Raw genomic sequence first — 18,634 nt, 5'->3', positions numbered from 1 at the left:
GGTCACTGCTCCCTTTTTTTTATTCGATCGATCTCGCGTTGTAGTTCTTCAATTTGACGGCGTAAATCCTCTGTTGCGGCAGATGGGGATGATTCTGTTTGGACGTTAACTGCATTTTGGGCAGGCGATCGCGAATAGTTTCCTTGGCGAATTTGACGATATTCGGCAGAATTTGCCCATTGTTGCAGATAAGTTATCCGTTCTACCGCAAACGGATGCGTTAGAAACAAGTTTTGGGGAAAGTTATTATAAAGCAGAAATTTATAAACTTGGTTCAAGCTGTCTTGGTCGAGTTCTTGGAATCTTTCTGCTTGCCGGATAAACTCGTCTAAACTGCATTCATGACCGTACTGAATGCTACCCCCAGCTAGCTTCATCATCGTTTGCAGAACTGGTTTAAGATCGTCCATCACCATCAAGGCTGCTCGATCTGCTGATAATTCGGCTTTCCGCTTCCATTCGTAGAAGGCAAATATCAATCCACTACTGACTAAATTTCCCAACCCTAGAGTTCTAGCTCCAATATAGTTAGCCGTGGAAATCACCCAAGTTGCCATTTGGATCAAAATTGTATGACCGCATTTGAGGTGACCTAATTCGTGTGCTATCACCGTGCGAATTTCTGTAGGAGTCAAAAGATCTAACAGTCCAGTATTGAGAACGATATTAGGTTCCTCCTGACCGAGAGCATAGGCATTGACGACGGGAGTTTGAGACACGAACAAAACTGGTTCTGGAGAAATATCTAAATCTCGAACGCATTCGCGAAAAATTTGGTAGAGGCTAGAATACTGGCGCGCTCCCACTTGAATGCTGTTGCCCATGTGATAGACCATTTGGGGGCGTTCGTAGAAAAATTTGATGAATTGTGTCGCTACCAAATCAAAACCTGGTAAACTCCGTAAGGCTTGTTCCGCTTGGCGATCGAGCGGATGGCGAAAAGCTTCACAAGAAATGTCTGGATAAGTTGGCATAGTTAAGAAGTCAAAAGTTAAAAGTTAAAAGTCAAAAGTCAAAAGTCAGAAGCTACAACTAACTAATCGCTACACCCTACACCCTACAACCTCTTCACTCCTCACTCCTCACTCCTCACTCCTCGCCCCTCAAAAGTTAGTAAAATAAAAGACTCTGAGGGTTAAACCTCCAAGCCAGTCATTGGAGAACAGACAACAAGCAGCTAACAAATACATAATAGGACTGGAATCGGGATGATAACTTCGCGCTAGGTAGAGAATTAGAAGTCAGTGATTGAAGTAGAGGTACATTATTCCCTGCATAACTTCCTGCGATCGCAGGCGGAGGCTGCATGGTCGCATCATTTGACGATGGCGCGACTCGTAGCTAGAGCTTTGCGGCTCGGACGTAGTGCTTTGATTCAGGTGGGTGCTGGTTGCGGCTATCAGGGACGTTATCGCCTGAGCTATCTAGCGCCAGCTCTACTTTGGCAATCTCCGGCGGTCATAGTAGCAACAGAGGAAGTGCAACAGCGTCTTTTGCGAGTAGAAATTCCGCCTCTACAACAATGGCTGCAAACGAATAAAAGTATTATCGTCGGCGATCGCTGGATTCATCCCGATTTTCAAGGTATTTTACTCATTACCCCTGCAGCTTGGCTACAAGCTCAATGGGCGGGAACGGGCGATTTTCCGCCCAACATTCCGACACTAATTGATGGGGTGGACGATTTAGAAGACTGGGCGCGATCGCAACTAACTGTTAGCATTCATCCTGGTAACTGGGACGAATTGATGCTAGCTTATCCCGATCGGGCGGAAGTCATTCGGGAAGCGCGAGTCCAACTGACAAAAGCTGTCTTCCGACATCCAGCCAACCCATACGAGTGCTATCTCGTCTCCCCAGCAGAGCGGGATATTCTGGCAAGTCTGTTTACTGGACTAGGAGACAAGGGAGCAGGGAGCAGGGACGAGCTGGGAGCAGGGGGAAGAAAGCAGAGGGAGCAGAGGAGCAGGGGAGCAGAGGGAGCAACTACCAATTACCAATTACCCAAGAATTGGTATTTGTTCCAACAGCGATCGCAAACACCAGACTGCTTGTTGTGGATGAGCTTAAACCGCTCTCAAGGCTTATTTTCACTCTACTGCGCTCCCGCAGAGGTGGCTTCGGCTCTTGCACCAATTTGGACTCGACAGCCTGTAGTCTTCATGGGTAGTGCCTTAGACCGAGAAACAGAGGCTACGACTTATCGCAAGCGCTTGGGTTTACCAGAAGAACTCACTTGTTTGAAATTTGCTGGCGATCGCCACAACGAATCAATTCAACTTTACACGCCAGAACGCTTTCCTTTACCCAATACCCCTCAATATCAACCCGCTTTGATGCGAGAAATTTATGCTTCGATCGGTGCGACGGTATCGCCAGGATTAACAATGATTTTAGTTGGTGATTTGCCTTTAAAACAGCAAATCGGGGCGCAATTAGCCGCAGAGTTTGGTTCGCGGGTACAGGTAGAAAAAATGAGTTTGGATGAGAATAGCATTCTCGTCAGCGGTTGGGACTTTTGGCAGCAGCATCAAGGTATCTTGCCAGTACCGCAACTCACAATTATTACAACATTACCCATACCATCTCTAGAGCATCCAATTGTAGCGGGTCGGGTCGAATACTATAAGCGATCGCGTCAAGACTGGTTTGCCCTTTATCTATTGCCTGCAGCTTTAAATCAATTACAACGGGCGCTCGCGCCTATGCGCCATCGTCAAGGAGTCGTAGCTTTACTAGATAGTCGCGTATTACACCGCAGTTACGGACAGCAGGTACTTGCAGCTCTTAGCCCTTTCGCTAGATGTAATTATTTAGATGCTAGTTTGTTTGCAAAAGATTAGGGAGTCGGGAGTCGGGAGTTGGGAGTCGGGAGTGGTAACAATTTGTGTTTATTTCTTCTGACTTCTGACTTCTGACTTCTGGCTTCTAACATACGATATGATTCAGAAATAAGGGGTTTATAGCTTGGAATAGAAGTAGATTATGGGAGAAGCAAAGCGTCGTAAAGCTGCGTTGGGAGATAAGTACGGTCAAGAAGCACAAATCTTTCCCTGGCTTCCCGTGACTAAGAGTCAAGCACAGAAACTTACGCAGTGGAGTACCCGCATTAGTTGGATTGGTATTGGGCTGTTAGTTGCTTCCTGGGTCACAATTCGATTTATTGGACCCGCCCTTGGTTGGTGGCAAACTGTTGATTAGAATACAAGTAGTAACTCACTCCTGAGACCGAGGAGTGAAACAATTGAATTCAGAGATATTAAGAGGACAACTTAAGTATTCAGCTAGATCGAGCTAAATACTTAAGTTGTCCTTATACTTTTCATAATTTATTTCTTTACGATCGATCGCGAAGTCTTGCCTAGTTTCTAACAGCTATTGCGTCTATTTTTTGGAAGTTGCAGGCATAAATTAGATAATCCAATCTGGAATTTTTCTAAAACAGATTGTTTCAATACTGTAGGAGCGGCGCTTTTACTTTAACCTATTCGGTACATCTAGGAGGTAGATGAATTTGATTGCCAAGAAATGTTACAATTTCTCATTGCGATCGCCGAACTGCAGCGAAAATCTAAAAAAATTCTAAAGAAAACGAAAAAGGTTTACAATTAGATGTGGTGTTTGGAGGAAAAAAGTGTTTCTGAGATTGGCAGAGCAACACCGACAATACGTCCAAGATCTGGTAATGAACCTCCAAGCCTTGGCGATTGTACTAGAACGGCGGGGATATCCTGCGTCTTGTTATACTTGCGGCGGACAAATGAGCAGTGCCTCATTTATGGTTAGTTTGGCAGATAATCACCTGATTCGGTTTTTGGTGTCCGATTATGGCATTACCTGGACTGAAATGAGAGACGATCGCGAACTCATGAAGTTGGAGGGCGCAGAGGCAATTAGTCAGTTACAAGAACTTGCTAATTTAGTCAAAAACTCCATTTCGCCCAGCGACTTGCCGAAGCTGATAACAAAGCGAGCGTGAAGAATTCGGAATTCGGAAGCGCGGAATTCGGAATTAACTAGTCAGCGATCGTAGTGGTAGTTGGTAATTAGTTATTGGTTATTGGTTGATGGTTGATGGTTGACAGTTGATAGTTGACAGTTAGCTTATAACTGGTTACTAGTCACCGAACGCTGTTCCCCATTTCTTGTTCCCTGATAACTGATAACTATTAAGTATGAAACTGACTAGAATCGATTTAAATAGCTGGTTATTAGAAATTGCTGGGCTGAGAGTGCTGATCGATCCGTGGCTGATCGATCCGCTAGTTTTTTATGGGCAACCTTGGCTATTTTCCGCGACTCATCTTAAGCCACCAGCGTACAACCCGACTACGCTGCCAAACATAGATTTGATTTTAATTTCTCAAGGTTTGGACGATCATTGCCACAAACCCACGTTAGAACAATTAGCTCGTCAGATTCCGGTGGTAGGTTCGCCTACAGCAGCGAAAATCGTTCAGGGCTTAGGTTACACTGACGTTCGTTCTCTGATACCGGGACAAACTGAGATTCTTGATGCTTTAAATATCACTGCCGTTACAGGCGCGCCAATTCAAGGTCAAGTAGAAAATGGTTATTTCCTCAAAGACGTGGAGAGTGGGGAAACAGTTTACTATGAGCCTCATTGGTTCCAGTCCGAGAAAGTTACAGCTCAATTTCAAGGTACGGTAGATGTAGCGATCGCCCCGATTATCGGACAGGTATTTCCACTGCTGGGACAGGTAATTATGGGATCGACAGAGGCAATGCATTTGATTCAAACTTTGCATCCCCGCGTTTTCGTTCCTACATCTTTAGGCGAGATCGAAGCTCGGGGAATTTTGCCGATGTTAATTCGATCGATTGGTAGTGTAGAAGAATTTAGCGATCGCTTAGCAGCTTCTGGCTCTAAAACTCAATTACTTCTACCTGCTGCTGGGGAAACTTTGGCGATCGAGCCAATTAAATTGTAGATGTAGTTTCCTAAAACGCCACGCCGACAGGGGCGCACAACTGTGCGCCCCTACCAAGAAGAATATATTCCATCCATAGAAAAACAATTGCGATTCTCATCAACGTGAAGGTCGCCGCCGTTGCAAAAACTCGGGAATATCCAAGCCAGGTTTTTCTTTGTTGTCATTAGCTGATGGTGTTGACGGCGCTGGTACTGTTGGGGATTTTTTAGCAATTGGTATACCTGGAGTCGGGGTAGTTGGTTCAGAATCAGCTTGATTGAATCCGGTAGCAATGACAGTGATTTTCATTTCCCCTTGTAGTTTGTCATCAATCACTGCACCAAAAATGATATTGGCATTGGGATCGACGACTTCATAAATCGTATCTGCTGCCATATTCACCTCATGCAGCGTCATATCGCTGCCACCAGTAATATTAATGACGACTCCTTTTGCTCCTTCAATTGACGACTCCAGTAAAGGAGAAGAAATAGCTGCGTTTGCTGCTTCTCTAGCACGGGTTTTACCAGAGCCGGTGCCGATCCCCATTAGGGCCGATCCTGCATCTGCCATGACTGCTTTCACGTCGGCAAAATCTACATTCACTAACCCAGGGATCGTGATAATATCGGAGATTCCTTGTACCCCTTGACGCAGAACTTCATCAGCAGTCAGAAACGCATCTCGCAACGCGGTCTGCTCGGAGATTACCGATAGCAGTTTATCGTTGGGGATCAGAATCATCGTATCAACTCGGTCTTTCAGTGCGTCTATCCCTTGGTGGGCTTGGTTAGCACGGCGACGACCTTCAAAACCAAAAGGACGGGTGACAACGCCTACAGTTAAAATACCCTTTTCCTTGGCGATTTCCGCCACAGTTGGTGCCGCACCTGTACCAGTACCGCCTCCCATCCCAGCGGTGATAAATACTAGGTCTGCTTCTCCTATAGCGTTAGCAATTTCATCTCGCGACTCCTCTGCCGCTTTCTCTCCCATTGCTGGATTGCCACCTGCTCCTAGTCCTCGCGTCAGCTTTTGTCCAATCTGTAGCTTTCTAGGTGCGGCGCTATGGGTCAGCGCCTGAGCATCAGTATTAATTGACCAAAATTCTACACCAGTAACCCCACTCTCAATCATTCGATTGACAGCATTGCCACCACCGCCACCGACACCGATTACTTTGATATTCGCTACCCGACTCGGAAGAATATTGCTATCGCTCAAGTTGTCCTCCCCAGTAGCAACTTCCCTGATGTAGTTTTGTCCGAGATGCAGCCCTGTACTGTTGAAGTCCCCGGTCGAATTCATACCTAATGGAAAATCCGACCGCCCTGGAGATTGGGAGGTTTTAAGGGTAACGTCTATCTTACTGTTAAGTGTCATTGGAATCTAGGTGTGTACGAACAACTTTTTTTAAGCGTGACAATTTGGATAAGAGTTTACTATAGGTTCGTTTTCCTATGGCTTATCCTGGCAATTTCAGTTAAGGCATCGATGCTAACCTGACTTTGGCAGCGAACGGGCGAGCCTACTGCTGTTTTAAAGAGATTAGATAATTGGATGCACTATAGTTAACTTGAAATTGTTCCGTATAAACTGCTCGATCTGATACAAAGCAATTGCGACTGCTGATTTCTCGCTGCAAAGTTGTTTTAACTGAGGCTGCGGCAATTGTTGGCATCTCTAAAGCTGTCTCCTTTGTCTAGAACAAATGGTAAATAACACCGTATATTTTTACGCGATTGAGCAATAAACCGAATGCAATGCTTGTATTTCTTAATTTTTTAACAAAATTGAAGTTTTTTTCGGAGATTTTGCTGATATTAGCAAATTTTTTCCTGACCTTTTTGCAAAAAAATCCAGCTATTCCACCGCGATCGCGGTGGAATGACTGGACTCTAGCTAGTAAAATCAATCTTTTTCATACTTGTCCCCTATCTGATCGATACATTTTGTGACAGCGAGCGAATAAACTCGCGAATGACATCAGTTTTGGTTCTTTGGTGCTTTTTGCAGTATTGCTCCAATATAGACATCTCTGTGGTGGGAATTCTAATACTTAAGTGATTTTCTGACATAGGTGCTGCAACTTGCGCTACTCCGCAAGCAAGGTAATGCCTGCACCCATCTATATTCAAGCGTGATTCTACTGACAAGTTACACTCAGCTTATTGATAATTTCAATTTACCTCAGTAAAATTACAGAGGATGTCTATATATATTTAAGTTGTTTATACATATTTCATACATGTTTAAAAAACTTCTAATATATAGCATCAAATCATCTCATAAAAATGGAAATTACTGTAGATTACTTTTGATTATTTTTGGATTTGTCGGTACGCTCTGGACTGGGCTTTTCTCAGTTTCTTTTTGATACATTTGTACTAAAGGAGCGGCAGGATTTTTCAAGTCTATATAGGCAATTTGGCGAGAATTAATTTGAGTTGAAATCGGACTCATTTGAGCCAAAACATGAAGTTGTTTGGTTAATCGTTCGCTATAAGGACCGAGGTGGACGGTTCCTAATTCAGTTTTGAGAACGAGATTGCTTGGATCTTGACAATCAATTTCCAAAACTTCAATCCCACTTTGACCGATTTTTTGATACAGGGAACTCCAGTAAGCGCGATAAGTCTCTGGCGAACCCAAAACTTTTAATTGAGGCTTGAGACGCTGCCGGACTTGGGCAGGGTAAGATTCAAATGGAATCCACGCGCCCTGCGAGTCGAGAAAGCCAACAGATGCTTTGGAGTAGGGAGTGGAACTATTGGGAATCAAACGGGCGATCGCTACAGCTACAGGCGTGCGTTCTTGCACTTGGACGACTAAACTAGGAGGGAAGAGTCGGCGAGCCACCTTAGCATCAGCAATCGGAGGGTAGGACTCTAAAGTTTGAGCGATCGCCATTGGCGAAATTTGCAGCAGCGATTGAGGATATGCTAGGGCAAGGCGCGACAGAATAACTGGCTCAGACAACAAACTATTACCTTCAATCGCCACTTGTCGATTGTCGCGTAACACCCAATTAGGTCGTGTCATTGCCCAAACTGTAATAGCCAAAAGCCCTGATAGAGATAGTGTCTGCCAAATAGCCTTTAGTACCTGCCCAAAATCGCGGTCTCGTCTCATTTCGCTCTCCCCGTCAACTCGCGCTGACATATTAGCGCAAGTTAGTGAGTAGTGAGTAGTGGCTGGTAGTTAGCATCTGGATTCTTCATCTAGTCACCAGTCACCAGCCACTAATCACCGATCGCTGATAACTGAAAAAAATCCCCTATATCTAAAGCTTCAGAATGTGATACAAAAATCAACAGTTCCTCACAACACAGCATCATGGGCAATACCTTCGGACATTTATTTCGGGTGACGACTTTTGGCGAATCGCACGGTGGCGGTGTGGGAGTCGTCATTGATGGATGTCCGCCACGCTTGGAGATTTCCGTGGAGGAAATTCAGAGGGAACTCGATCGCAGGCGACCAGGGCAAAGTAAAATTACGACACCCCGTAAAGAGGCTGATAGCTGCGAAATTTTGTCGGGGATATTTGAGGGAAAAACACTAGGGACACCAATCTCGATTTTGGTGCGTAACAAAGATACCCGTCCTCAAGATTATGACGAGATGCAACAAAAGTATCGCCCTTCCCATGCCGATGCTACCTATGATGCTAAATACGGGATTCGTAACTGGCAAGGCGGGGGACGTTCTTCAGCTAGAGAGACAATTGGCAGAGTTGCAGCAGGGGCGATCGCTAAAAAAATCTTACATCAAGTTGCTGGGGTAGAAGTTGTTGCTTATGTTAAGCGCATCAAAGATATAGAAGGCGTTGTCGATCCCAGCAGCGTAACTCTAGAACAGGTAGAAAGTAACATTGTCCGCTGTCCCGATCCCGAATGTGCCGATCGCATGATTGAATTGATCGAGCAGATTGGTAGACAAGGCGATTCTGTCGGTGGTGTTGTCGAGTGCGTAACGCGCAACGTACCTAAAGGTTTGGGTTCTCCAGTATTTGACAAACTAGAAGCAGATTTAGCTAAAGCTGTCATGTCTTTACCCGCTACCAAAGGCTTTGAAATTGGCTCTGGGTTTGCAGGAACTCTGATGACAGGTAGCGAACACAACGACGAATACTATACAGATGAAAATGGAAAAATTCGCACTGTTACCAACCGTTCTGGTGGGGTACAAGGAGGAATTTCTAACGGCGAGAATATTATTTTACGAATTGCATTTAAACCAACAGCGACAATTCGGAAGGAACAAAAGACAGTCACAAATGCAGGGGAAGAGACACTATTAGCAGCCAAAGGTAGACACGATCCCTGCGTGTTGCCCAGAGCTGTACCGATGGTAGAGGCAATGGTAGCTTTGGTACTATGCGATCACTTACTGCGACATCAAGGTCAATGTAGTGTATTAAGTTGAGTCAAAAGTTAAAAATTGTACGGGCGGGTTTTGACCAAGAAGCTTCGGCTAAAGCTGTCAATCTATTTGCTAAACCTGCCCGTACAAAAGTCAAAAGTCAAATATTTGAGGGGCGGGTTCATCCACAATCTCCTATTACATTTAAGTGCGTATTCTTGCAGTCATGATAGCTTTTCAGGACTTACGAAGTCGATCCCTCCTGGTTCCCCCCTTTTTAAGGGGGGAACCAGGAGGGATCGAGATCTCAGATTTTCTTGTGCGTAACTCCTACTTTTGTTAAAGAAAGCGTTAGAAGAAAGCTTTCATGAAATTGTCCGCCGTCACGAAATATTGTGTACCAACTTTGGAGTGCAAGAGGGGCAACCCGTACAACTAATTATGCCCCATTCAAAGGTATTCCTTAAGATATCCGATTTACAGCAGTTATCAACGGGCAATGGCATCGATTCGGCGAGTCATGGGATTGATGACAACTCCAATCACAATGGCGGCTGGAACGCGATCTTTGCCGATGCAGTAGGTGCGCGGCGAAGGGCAAATCGATCGCGCGAGCTTCACCTATGACAACTTTACTACAGTACTCAAAAACATTTCACTACACATTTGGGCTGGTAGCAAGCATCGGTATTGTTGGCGCGACCGGATCGGACAAAAGCACGCTAGCCAAGCTGCTGCTACGCTTTTATGAGGTGCAACAAGGCAGCATTCAAATTGATGGTATTGACATTCGATCGCTTCAGTTACGCGATCTGCAAAGTTGCATTGGTGGGGTGAGTCATGGCATTCGATCGCGAAGCTTTTTCGATCGATTTTTCCGATTCAAAAGGAACTACTTACGCGATGGAAACTCTTCCAGCAAATAAACTCATGCATTTAATCTACGAACCAACTGAGGTTTATGCAAAGTAAAACATTGATACATCCCTATTAGTTCGCGATGAATTGAAGAAAGGTGTGTCAACCCAAAGCCAATCAGTTGAAAGAAGCGATCGCCAAAATTACAGAAATCATACAGCAATGACAAAAAGAACTGCTAATGTGATGGATGCGATCGCCAGAGAAAAGCAAAATGTGGGATGGCTGAGAGTGAAAAAAATCAAGCTGTAAATTATTCGTCAATCGGACATTTTGAGCGAGGAACTATAATTTTGATGCGATTTAAACTTCTCCTTCGCTCGGTAAAGCTTTTGCTGCAATGAAAACTGTATGAGGACTGTGAAAAGTAGGCTGCGCTTCTGGTTTCTGGAGTGCCTCCATTGTTTTTACATGTTCCCATTCGTCATCGCGAATATTCACGAACACATCGTATAGATTATCTACTTTAGGGCGGCGAAATTCACAATTAGCTGTCGTCTGAACTTCCTCAAACATATAGAGATCGCCATCGCGATAAAAGTCGATCGCAACTTGAGGAGCGTTTTGAGCTTTCAACTGTGCTTCATGCGTCTTCAAGTACTTGTCATAGGTATGATAGGCATGACTTTCAATCAGTTCCATCAGATAGTAGGCGGATTCAGGAAACAATATATAGAGCGGCACGATCGCCCAGTAGTAAGCCACAGCAATATGTTGAGCGATGAAGCGATCGATCCAGCGGCGATCGCCACCCAAAGATTCCATAATCAACAGATGGTGTAATTCGTTCCAGGTTTGGGCAAAGTGAACTTTCAACCAGTCTGCTTTGCGCCAAGAACCGAGCGTCTCGTAGAGATGCAGCACCGATAGATAGGAAAAATAAGGCACGCGGGCGATCGTTTCTAGCACGTAAAACCGAGCGTAGGAACGATTGCCGTAGACAACATCGACAACGAAGACAAAAAAGCTCACGACCGCTCGAATCAAGAGTTTCATAGCGTATTTCTCCTTGTATCAGAACATATGACTGATTTAACGGCTTTAAAGTGCTATTTATGGAAATGCTACTTTCGCCAGTAGTTATTAGCAGCGGCGATCGTGGCAAATTCTGCGGCAACAACTTGACTTACGGCAATTAGCATCATGGCATCATTGTCATAAACCTTGCGTAGTTGTTGGCGCTTTTCTTCATCAGGTTGAGTTAGCTTAATAATCAGCCGTGCCATTTTAACTGCTAGTTGCCGTCCTTCTTCTGGTGTCTCGGTCAAGAGTGAATTGTTTGGGATTAATGTAATTTCTGGTGGTGTGAGAACAGGTGTATGGTTCGGAGCAATTGCGTTATCCATATCAAAATCTCCTACAATTATTGTTTTCTAAAGTAGGGTGGGCAATGCCCATCCTACTGTTTTCTACCGTCAACAGTTAACCCCCGATGTTTACGAATGATTTAGTGTTGCAATAGTTTATTCTTGCCTGAACACCGACCTCAAGTTGTGAATACCAATTGTGTTCATCGAACGACCCAGCAAGCGCAAACGCTGAACTCTTTGAGCTTGAAAGTTATTCATTAAATGAAGAAAAGCTTGATGTCTAACAGAGTTGATTTTCATGTTTTTATCATTGTGAGGTTTATCGCAATTGAGATTAGATTTTAAGCGGACTGTTTACGCATCTTGTGAAATCCATCGTGCTACTAAATGATGACGTTTACCGTCAAACTCTTTCACCCAAATCATCGATAATCTAGGACGGCGATGTTTGAATTGCTGTAGGTCAACATCTACTCGATCTAGTGAGTGTGAAGTCGTTTTGGCGTGCATAGGCTTTAATTATTTAATAAAATTTTCATGATTTTTATGACAAATTCATGATGTTGTTAACTCGCTCTGTTCTATCTATGTAATGGGTGGAGTTGCGGTTGAATTATGCAGCGATTTCTAATCGCCAAAACTATTTCTGAGTTTTGAATCCTACATATGCCGCTACACATGCAGACGCAATAACTAAAGCTAATGCAGCAGGAATCAACGGTATCCAGCCACCCAGTAGCAAGAGGCTAAAACAAACCCCATACATGACGCTAAAGGCGATCGCGCCTGCTAGTCCCAAACGTAAGCCTTGCAGGCGATAAGCAAGTATGCCACCAACAACAGACCAACACCAAACCCAAAAAACTTCACTCCACTGCGACCAAACCCAGATCGACGGTCGGCGATCCAAAACTGCACCGAGGATTTGACTGACCATGTGCGCCTGTACGATAACTCCTGGCATCTTTTGGTGAGGAAACTGACTGATACTGTAAGGAGTAGACCAATAATCGTGAAAACTTTCGGCGATCGTACCAATTAGGACGATCCGGTCTTTGACTACATCGGCGGTGAGTCGATTGTTAAAAACGTCTGCAACAGTTACTTGCTTTGCAACTGGATTGGCAGCACGATAATTGAGTAGGAGCTGATAGCCACGACTGTCTATACTGTGGTAGCCGCCAGTATTCTCCTCTAAAGTATGAAAAATGATGCTACCAATCTGCCAATCATTTTCTAAGGTTAGTTGCGGTTGGATGCCTAAATCGGCTAGGTAATGGGTTGCTAATTGCAAACTTAAGGATTTGTCAGTTTTGCAAGGAGGCGCAGCAGCCATAGCTAAGAGTTGACGGCGCAGAATGCCATCGGGATCTATCACCACATCGCTGAAAGCCAAGCGTTGCATGGGGACTTCTGGAGGTGGTGCAACACCAGATTTTTTATCCTCTTGGCTAGCTTTGCAGACTGCAAAAAAGCGATCGCTCTGTTGCATTGTCCGAGCTAAATCTGTATATTCTGCTCCCACGGGGTTTTCGCGATAGATATCCAAACCGATAACACGGGGTTGAAATCGCTCTAGTTTTTGAATTAGTTGAGCCAGCGTCCGATCGGAGATGGATGCGGCTCCCCTTTCTTTGGCTGGTTGCGCTTGTACGTCGGCTTCGGTAACGGTGACAACTAGAATACGCGGATCTGGCGGCTCGGCTGGTCTGCTCCGCATCAAGGCATCAAACGCTGAAAGTTCCCATGTCTGCAAGATGCCTTGCGATCGCACTCCCATCACTAAGGTCGTTGCGATTAAACTCGCTTGGAAAACTGTGAGGAAAACTTGACGCAGTGGTAATGGACGATGTGGGGAGACATTTGACCAAACTAGCGGTGCTGCTGTGGGATTTTGACAAATTACGGGTAGCCAACTGGCACAGGGGAAGCGATTTTCTAAACCCTGCAACCTTTCCCTTGCTTCTCGCGCCGCTCGATAGAAAGATTCGCCGCTAGCAAATGCTTCTAGAAAGTATTTCAAAAATTCTTGAGCAACCAAATCTGGCAATGGTTCCCGCGTCACGATAATTTGGGGAATGTGCAGAGCCGCAAGTTCTTTTGCCAATCCCAAACCATCGCAAGAGTTGAAAATTGCCAATCTCAAACCACGAGCGATCGCAGCTTTGAGTCCATTTTTTAATTGAGCGATCGTTAAACTATCGGTGCGATTCAGATAAATTTGACCAGTCTCACCATCAGCTTGACTCGCACTATGTCCAGCAAAAAATAGCATGTCCCAACCTTGTTTATCCCACAACCATCGATCTAATTCTTGGCGTTGTGGCTCTATGAGAAAAACAGTTTGTGCGCCTGGTAATTGCTCTAGAATATTTCGATCTTTTTGGATATCTATCCCTTCACTGTTACCCAAAACAGCTAGAATTCTAATTTTTCTCTGTGAATTTTTGCGTAACGATCTCACTCGATCCACTTCTGGTACGCTGAGGCTAGCGATCGCTTGTTGGTAATCTTCAAAGAAATCCCACAAATGCCAGGGAATTCGCCGTACTTGGTCTGATTCTGTTTCTAGTGCTACGAGAATTTCTTCATTTGGGGCTAATTTAGTGCGTAATTTGCGGTCAATATTGAGAAAAGACTCGGATTTAAGCCAAAGATTAAATCGATTTTTAAATTCATTACATAAATTACTAAACTCTACTGAGGAAACATGAGTAATATCTTCCGTATCAATTTCTAAATCTTCTATTTCTATATATCCGCGCCAATTTAAGCTGCGATCGAAAGACTCATAAAGTAGCTGATAAAGTAACTGCCAGCGTTGATATAGTTCGTATAACTCTGGTGCAGGGGGTAAGCTACCAGTAAATTGTATTGGCACGGGATTACCATCTTCCCACAATTGAGCTGTCACCGTGGGAAAACCTACTTGGAAGTCACCCTTACCCAGTTTGAGAATAACCAACTTATTCATGGCTACGCGCCAATTGGCGATTCGAGGACAAAATCTTCTCTAATATTGACATTACCTAAAGCTACTTCGATCCCGAAACTTTTTCCTAGAGGAGATTTAAATCGTTTCAGTTGAATTAAGCGATCGAGATTTCTCGATTGGATCTCCTGAAGCATTGTTCCTGCTTGAGATAGTAAAATGAGTTTGAGATTGGCTGGTAAGTAAGTTTGTCCGCTGGCTGGATGCAGTTGTACGCGGATACTAACTTTGCGATCGCTCTCTAATGTTAGAGCAACCAATAATACCACTTTTACACCTTCTAATTGCATTCCCAGATCGATCAGTTTTGCCCCTTGGACGCGAATTGTATTTGCGTCAGTTTCATGACGAAATTGAAATGCTAAATGTTGAGGATGTAAAAGTGAATCGAGCGACTGCCAACCCCCTGTAAAGAAATTTTGCCACCAGTGGCTTAAGTTATTAATTTGAGGCTGGCATTTTACAGCACAGCTTCGAGTTTGCAATCGTTTTTGGTATAATAGTTGTCGATTTTCATCCGCAGCAATAAGTGCTGCCCATTGTCCAAATGGAACGCAAAGGCGAGGCGAGAAGGGAGTATGTTGACTGAGTTGTGCTAGTAATTTTTCTACTTGTGCAGTGGATAAGTTAGGTAATGCTTTAACCTCTAGTTTCTGAGGCGCAAAAAGTTCCCGTGCTATCCACATCATGTTAATATCTGCAATTAAATCTGCTGGCTCTAAGCAGTAACTTCGATCCATGGGATCGTATTTTCCTTCCTCTCTAATTTGCTGATGGGTTGCATATCCCCATACCCGTAACCAGCCTGCTTCTAAGTTTAACTGTACGGCTAAATAATAATTGACTGCCCAGTTAGGAATATCAACCCATTCTTGAGGAATGCGAAATTCTGCTTGACTGCTTTTATCGCTAGGAATGAGTGCAAGTCGAGTTTTTCCTACAGCTAGTACTGTGCCGTTGACTATTTCCCAAAAACTAGGAAGTTCGGCTCGATTCGGACAGATAATAGGTGTTTTGGGTTCTATCGGTAGCCAATTGAACAGTGTATGCAAACACAAATGATTCAAAAATCCTCGCCAACGGGCAGCATGATTAGAATAAGACTCTTGAGTCACAATTTGCCATATCTTAGTTTGAACTTCTGATGGTAGTTCTATCCAAAGATGTTCTGGATAGATTGTAACTAATTCGTTGAGTTGAAGTGTCATTGTACCTCCTATATTTTTAATACGACTTGCTCGCTTTTCAACCATTCATGAATAAAAGTAGATATTTTAGCTTCGGCTACGCTTAATGAATTTTTAGTGATATTCATGTCAACTGCTAATTCTTGATAAAAACAATCGATCAAATTCTTTTGCATTTTTTGCTCTTGAAAACCAGTAACTTTATTTTCATCGAATAGTTGGTTTTTGGTTTTTTCTAAAGTTGAATTGAGGGATTGTACGCAATGCGATCGCAAACACTCTATTAAAGAATTTTTGAGGTACTCGATATCGCGATCGCCTTGAACTTGAATATCTGGATTAAGTTGGTTCCACTCTTGCAAAAAGTCTTGTAATAACTTTGTCGTGTATCGTCCTAATTGACGCGCAACTTGATATTGCTTTTGCATTTCTGGATATTTATGCTGGACGATCGCTGCTATTTCTGCTTGAGTTAAGTTTAATCCTTGCCAAAATGTAAATAATATTTGACCTGCGATCGGCATTGAGGTAAATAATTTGACAATCAAAGATTTAACTTGTTCTTGTTCTTCAATTTGAATTGCTGTGTCTAAAGGGGTAGAAATGAAATCTGATATATGACTATAGTTATCTAAAGGGAGAAATTGCATCGTGCGGCGATCGCGGGCGGCTTGGATGCAGGTTGTTAACATAGCTTGAATTGTTTCTGTTGTAGCTATGGCTGTGGGAAAATTGAGGCGATCGCGCTGCTTGTTATAATAGGCAACTATTTGTTGTAGATCTTCTTGAGTAGGTGGTTCTAGAATGCGGCTAACTCGACTGCGATCTGGCTGATAAATATCATCAAAACATCGCCACGCGAGAGAGTGTAGATCGAGTTGGCGATCGGTTATTCCTTGTAATATCAATGCTTCTTTTAATTCTTTAGCACTCAAATCTTTAAGCAAACCGTAATCAGAAAATTTCTGTCTCTTTGCTTCTATATCTTGACAATAAATTTTATCGTTGACGAAACGTAGTATTGCTGTTTTAGCATAGCCCTCTATGTTGGATTGAGACAGAAGTGTTGAATGTTAAGAAATCGCTATAAAAAACAGCCCAAAAGGTGATAACTTGTGAGCTGAGTAGAACTAATAAATGTTAACAATTGATGATACCTTCATTTCACAAACTTGTCAAACAGTGCCTAGCTAATTTGCCAAAAAATGATTTTCCAGTCCTCAGCACTCGCCTATTTGTCGAATGCTGGCTCGGCTATGTGATGGACAAAAGCCTAACAAGTATGAGAGATTTATTCGCCCGACTTAATTTGAGAGAGATTAACTGTGACATTTCGACTTTCTCTAAGGCTAGCAAACATAGAAGTCTAGAGCCTTTTATCAAAATTTATCAACAGTTAAATTCGCAATTACAACAGAAAAATTCCGCGAATAAATTGGTAATTTGTCCGATAGATACAACTGTAATAACTTTGACAAGTAAATTATTATGGCAATTGGGTTATCACCAAGTCAAACTGATAAGTAGTTTAAATTTATCAACAGAAGCAGTGGAAGAAAATCTAGTTAATTTTGGTTGGAACCATGACTATAACTATGGAAAAGAAATGATAGAGGCCTTGCCAGAAAATGGTATCGGTGTCATGGATAGAGGTTTTGCTAGCCTAACCTTCCTAAGAGAAACGTGCCAAACCCAGAAGTATTTTGTAGTCAGAATTAGTCAATTATACAAATTAGAATATGTGAGAGATAGTGAGTTAATTAAGGTAGGAACAGGTAAAGAGGCAGGATTGTATAGAGCCATCAATTTCTGTGATTTGGAAACGAAAAGAGAGTATCGATTAGTGACTAATCTTCCAGCTCAAGGAGAAGCAGAAGTGAATGATGCAGAAGTTGCGGAGATTTATAGACAGCGTTGGGGGATTGAACTCCTGTGGAAGTTTTTAAAAATGCACCTCAAGCTGGATGAGTTAATTACAAAAAATCCGAACGGAATTGCGATTCAGATTTATGCTACTTTAATTGCTTATTTGATTCTACAATTAGTAGAAATTCCTCAAGCATGGGGAAATAAATTATTAGATAAACTGCGCTATTTGCAGGCTTTTATGTGTCAAGAAATTAGCTATGTTCATTGGATGGAGAAGCTCATGAAATGTTGACCGATTCTCTTTTCTCACAGAAGTATCAAAAATTATATGAAGATTTGTCTCAGGATTCAACATTTCTGGGATTGAGAGTATTCTAAGTTGAAAGTTTTGAGTAGTTTTGCTGGCAAGCAGCTAGCAAGATTGGCAATCTGAAAGTAGTCTTCTAATAAATATTTATGTCTTAAATATGAGAGTCTTTTGTGTGTTTTTTGTGCTGCCCAAAGACAAGCTTCTTGTAAATATGCTGAGATGTGTTTTTCAGCTCTTAACTGGGTGTGAGGTGTGGGGTGTGGAGAATGGAAAGTGGGAGTTAGGGATATTTCTCGTAAAACTTTTAAGAAATATCGCGCCCAGAATTCTGCTTTAGCGTCTGGGTCTGACTGGACTAAATATTGCATAGAATGCTCTAATTGGAGTTCAGCCTGCCAACAGCAATTTTTGCTATTAAAGCAGAAAAAAGTAGAGAATTTTTGTACGATATCTTCACGCTGTTTCATGAAGTTTTCCTCACGATCTAACTTAATATCTCAAAAACAGGCTGCACCCATGAGATACGATGCGCGTATCTACAACTACATAAATCCCTCCGACCAAATGAATTAAACCAGTACTCTTTATCTATGGGTACAGCAGCAGGGCGATTATGCAGGTTTCCGTCTTTTTCTACTTAAGTCAGAGCTTAACTGGGTTAAGTTGCCTGGTATCAACCTGGGAAACAATGGATACTGTTGATATCTGGCAGTAGGAGGGTAGGTGTAGCGGCTATTTAACTTGACAAT

The 18,634-nt window shown here is 43.1% G+C and carries 19 protein-coding genes and 1 pseudogene; 10 read left to right on the top strand and 10 right to left on the bottom strand.

Annotation, left to right across the window (positions count from 1 at the left end):
- Positions 1-2: 2 nt before the first annotated feature.
- On the bottom strand, positions 3-974 hold the full coding sequence (locus tag H6G17_RS13380) for a M48 family metallopeptidase (protein ID WP_192157834.1): 972 nt from the start codon (positions 972-974) through the stop codon (positions 3-5).
- Positions 975-1,244: 270 nt separating this feature from the next.
- Between H6G17_RS13380 and H6G17_RS13375 the strand changes: the two genes are divergently transcribed.
- The 4 genes from H6G17_RS13375 to H6G17_RS13360 all read left to right on the top strand — a co-directional run bounded on the left by H6G17_RS13375 (position 1,245) and on the right by H6G17_RS13360 (position 4,952).
- On the top strand, positions 1,245-2,843 hold the full coding sequence (locus H6G17_RS13375) for a helicase C-terminal domain-containing protein (RefSeq protein ID WP_192157832.1): 1,599 nt from the start codon (positions 1,245-1,247) through the stop codon (positions 2,841-2,843).
- 142 nt (positions 2,844-2,985) lie between these two features.
- Positions 2,986-3,201 (top strand): DUF2839 domain-containing protein, encoded by a 216-nt coding sequence (locus tag H6G17_RS13370; RefSeq protein ID WP_192157830.1) that lies wholly within the window; start codon positions 2,986-2,988, stop codon positions 3,199-3,201.
- A gap of 433 nt (positions 3,202-3,634) precedes the next feature.
- On the top strand, positions 3,635-3,979 hold the full coding sequence (locus H6G17_RS13365; protein ID WP_015154611.1) for a DUF1815 family protein: 345 nt from the start codon (positions 3,635-3,637) through the stop codon (positions 3,977-3,979).
- Between the two features lie 196 nt (positions 3,980-4,175).
- Positions 4,176-4,952 carry an MBL fold metallo-hydrolase gene (locus H6G17_RS13360; RefSeq protein WP_192157828.1) on the top strand — a complete coding sequence of 259 codons (777 nt, stop codon included), beginning with the start codon at positions 4,176-4,178 and terminating at the stop codon, positions 4,950-4,952.
- Positions 4,953-5,051: 99 nt separating this feature from the next.
- Here H6G17_RS13360 and ftsZ read toward each other — a convergent pair whose 3' ends face one another.
- The gene (gene ftsZ, locus H6G17_RS13355; RefSeq protein WP_192157826.1) at positions 5,052-6,317 is read right to left on the bottom strand and encodes a cell division protein FtsZ; all 1,266 of its coding nucleotides are present in this window, start codon (positions 6,315-6,317) and stop codon (positions 5,052-5,054) included.
- Positions 6,318-7,235: 918 nt separating this feature from the next.
- On the bottom strand, positions 7,236-8,066 hold the full coding sequence (locus H6G17_RS13350; RefSeq protein ID WP_192157824.1) for an FtsQ-type POTRA domain-containing protein: 831 nt from the start codon (positions 8,064-8,066) through the stop codon (positions 7,236-7,238).
- Positions 8,067-8,270: 204 nt separating this feature from the next.
- On the opposite strand from H6G17_RS13350, the gene aroC reads away from it, so the two are divergent.
- The 5 genes and pseudogenes from aroC to H6G17_RS13325 all read left to right on the top strand — a co-directional run bounded on the left by aroC (position 8,271) and on the right by H6G17_RS13325 (position 10,469).
- A complete protein-coding gene (gene aroC / locus H6G17_RS13345; RefSeq protein WP_192157822.1) occupies positions 8,271-9,362 on the top strand; it encodes a chorismate synthase in 1,092 nt (363 codons plus the stop codon).
- Positions 9,359-9,529 (top strand): hypothetical protein, encoded by a 171-nt coding sequence (locus H6G17_RS13340; protein WP_192157816.1) that lies wholly within the window; start codon positions 9,359-9,361, stop codon positions 9,527-9,529. Before aroC ends, H6G17_RS13340 begins: the two co-directional genes overlap by 4 nt.
- A gap of 257 nt (positions 9,530-9,786) precedes the next feature.
- A pseudogene (locus tag H6G17_RS34635) lies at positions 9,787-10,138 on the top strand (ABC transporter ATP-binding protein); the annotation flags it as partial.
- 1 nt (position 10,139) lies between these two features.
- Positions 10,140-10,271: a DUF4926 domain-containing protein gene (locus H6G17_RS34630; protein ID WP_199316699.1), complete on the top strand. Its 132-nt coding sequence runs from the start codon at positions 10,140-10,142 to the stop codon at positions 10,269-10,271.
- A 45-nt stretch (positions 10,272-10,316) separates the two neighbouring features.
- Complete coding sequence (locus H6G17_RS13325; protein ID WP_192157814.1) at positions 10,317-10,469, top strand: hypothetical protein; 153 nt, start codon at positions 10,317-10,319, stop codon at positions 10,467-10,469.
- A gap of 51 nt (positions 10,470-10,520) precedes the next feature.
- Here the strand turns inward: H6G17_RS13325 and H6G17_RS13320 are convergent, their stop codons facing one another.
- From H6G17_RS13320 to H6G17_RS13295, 6 genes are all read right to left on the bottom strand, one after another.
- Complete coding sequence (locus tag H6G17_RS13320) at positions 10,521-11,204, bottom strand: alternative oxidase (protein WP_192157890.1); 684 nt, start codon at positions 11,202-11,204, stop codon at positions 10,521-10,523.
- 77 nt (positions 11,205-11,281) lie between these two features.
- Positions 11,282-11,563 carry a hexameric tyrosine-coordinated heme protein gene (locus H6G17_RS13315; RefSeq protein WP_192157812.1) on the bottom strand — a complete coding sequence of 94 codons (282 nt, stop codon included), beginning with the start codon at positions 11,561-11,563 and terminating at the stop codon, positions 11,282-11,284.
- Between the two features lie 318 nt (positions 11,564-11,881).
- Positions 11,882-12,037 (bottom strand): hypothetical protein, encoded by a 156-nt coding sequence (locus tag H6G17_RS13310; RefSeq protein WP_192157810.1) that lies wholly within the window; start codon positions 12,035-12,037, stop codon positions 11,882-11,884.
- 130 nt (positions 12,038-12,167) lie between these two features.
- Positions 12,168-14,501 (bottom strand): CHASE2 domain-containing protein, encoded by a 2,334-nt coding sequence (locus H6G17_RS13305; RefSeq protein WP_192157808.1) that lies wholly within the window; start codon positions 14,499-14,501, stop codon positions 12,168-12,170.
- Positions 14,502-14,503: 2 nt separating this feature from the next.
- Complete coding sequence (locus tag H6G17_RS13300; protein WP_192157806.1) at positions 14,504-15,727, bottom strand: DUF1822 family protein; 1,224 nt, start codon at positions 15,725-15,727, stop codon at positions 14,504-14,506.
- Positions 15,728-15,735: 8 nt separating this feature from the next.
- Positions 15,736-16,641 carry a hypothetical protein gene (locus tag H6G17_RS13295; RefSeq protein WP_192157804.1) on the bottom strand — a complete coding sequence of 302 codons (906 nt, stop codon included), beginning with the start codon at positions 16,639-16,641 and terminating at the stop codon, positions 15,736-15,738.
- A 215-nt stretch (positions 16,642-16,856) separates the two neighbouring features.
- On the opposite strand from H6G17_RS13295, the gene H6G17_RS13290 reads away from it, so the two are divergent.
- Positions 16,857-17,867 carry an IS4 family transposase gene (locus tag H6G17_RS13290; RefSeq protein WP_192157888.1) on the top strand — a complete coding sequence of 337 codons (1,011 nt, stop codon included), beginning with the start codon at positions 16,857-16,859 and terminating at the stop codon, positions 17,865-17,867.
- A gap of 56 nt (positions 17,868-17,923) precedes the next feature.
- On the opposite strand, the gene H6G17_RS13285 is transcribed toward H6G17_RS13290, so the two are convergent.
- Positions 17,924-18,352, bottom strand: a complete 429-nt coding sequence (locus H6G17_RS13285; RefSeq protein ID WP_192157802.1) for a hypothetical protein — start codon at positions 18,350-18,352, stop codon at positions 17,924-17,926.
- Positions 18,353-18,634: the final 282 nt, after the last annotated feature.

This window comes from Chroococcidiopsis sp. [FACHB-1243] (assembly GCF_014696895.1).
In the GTDB taxonomy this organism is placed as follows: domain Bacteria; phylum Cyanobacteriota; class Cyanobacteriia; order Cyanobacteriales; family Chroococcidiopsidaceae; genus Chroococcidiopsis.
The sequence above is the reverse complement of the archived record's forward strand: the minus strand, read 5'-3'. Positions and strand labels throughout refer to the sequence as shown.

Bases quoted from the DNA above. Each gene is read 5' to 3' on its own strand.
- H6G17_RS13310 (WP_192157810.1), bottom strand. From the start codon at position 12,037: ATGCACGCCAAAACGACTTCACACTCACTAGATCGAGTAGATGTTGAC.
- H6G17_RS34630 (WP_199316699.1), top strand. From the start codon at position 10,140: ATGGCATTCGATCGCGAAGCTTTTTCGATCGATTTTTCCGATTCAAAA.
- H6G17_RS13315 (WP_192157812.1), bottom strand. From the start codon at position 11,563: ATGGATAACGCAATTGCTCCGAACCATACACCTGTTCTCACACCACCA.
- H6G17_RS13290 (WP_192157888.1), top strand. From the start codon at position 16,857: ATGATACCTTCATTTCACAAACTTGTCAAACAGTGCCTAGCTAATTTG.
- H6G17_RS13360 (WP_192157828.1), top strand. From the start codon at position 4,176: ATGAAACTGACTAGAATCGATTTAAATAGCTGGTTATTAGAAATTGCT.
- ftsZ (WP_192157826.1), bottom strand. From the start codon at position 6,317: ATGACACTTAACAGTAAGATAGACGTTACCCTTAAAACCTCCCAATCT.
- H6G17_RS13305 (WP_192157808.1), bottom strand. From the start codon at position 14,501: ATGAATAAGTTGGTTATTCTCAAACTGGGTAAGGGTGACTTCCAAGTA.
- H6G17_RS13285 (WP_192157802.1), bottom strand. From the start codon at position 18,352: ATGAAACAGCGTGAAGATATCGTACAAAAATTCTCTACTTTTTTCTGC.
- H6G17_RS13350 (WP_192157824.1), bottom strand. From the start codon at position 8,066: ATGAGACGAGACCGCGATTTTGGGCAGGTACTAAAGGCTATTTGGCAG.
- aroC (WP_192157822.1), top strand. From the start codon at position 8,271: ATGGGCAATACCTTCGGACATTTATTTCGGGTGACGACTTTTGGCGAA.
- H6G17_RS13300 (WP_192157806.1), bottom strand. From the start codon at position 15,727: ATGACACTTCAACTCAACGAATTAGTTACAATCTATCCAGAACATCTT.
- H6G17_RS13380 (WP_192157834.1), bottom strand. From the start codon at position 974: ATGCCAACTTATCCAGACATTTCTTGTGAAGCTTTTCGCCATCCGCTC.
- H6G17_RS13370 (WP_192157830.1), top strand. From the start codon at position 2,986: ATGGGAGAAGCAAAGCGTCGTAAAGCTGCGTTGGGAGATAAGTACGGT.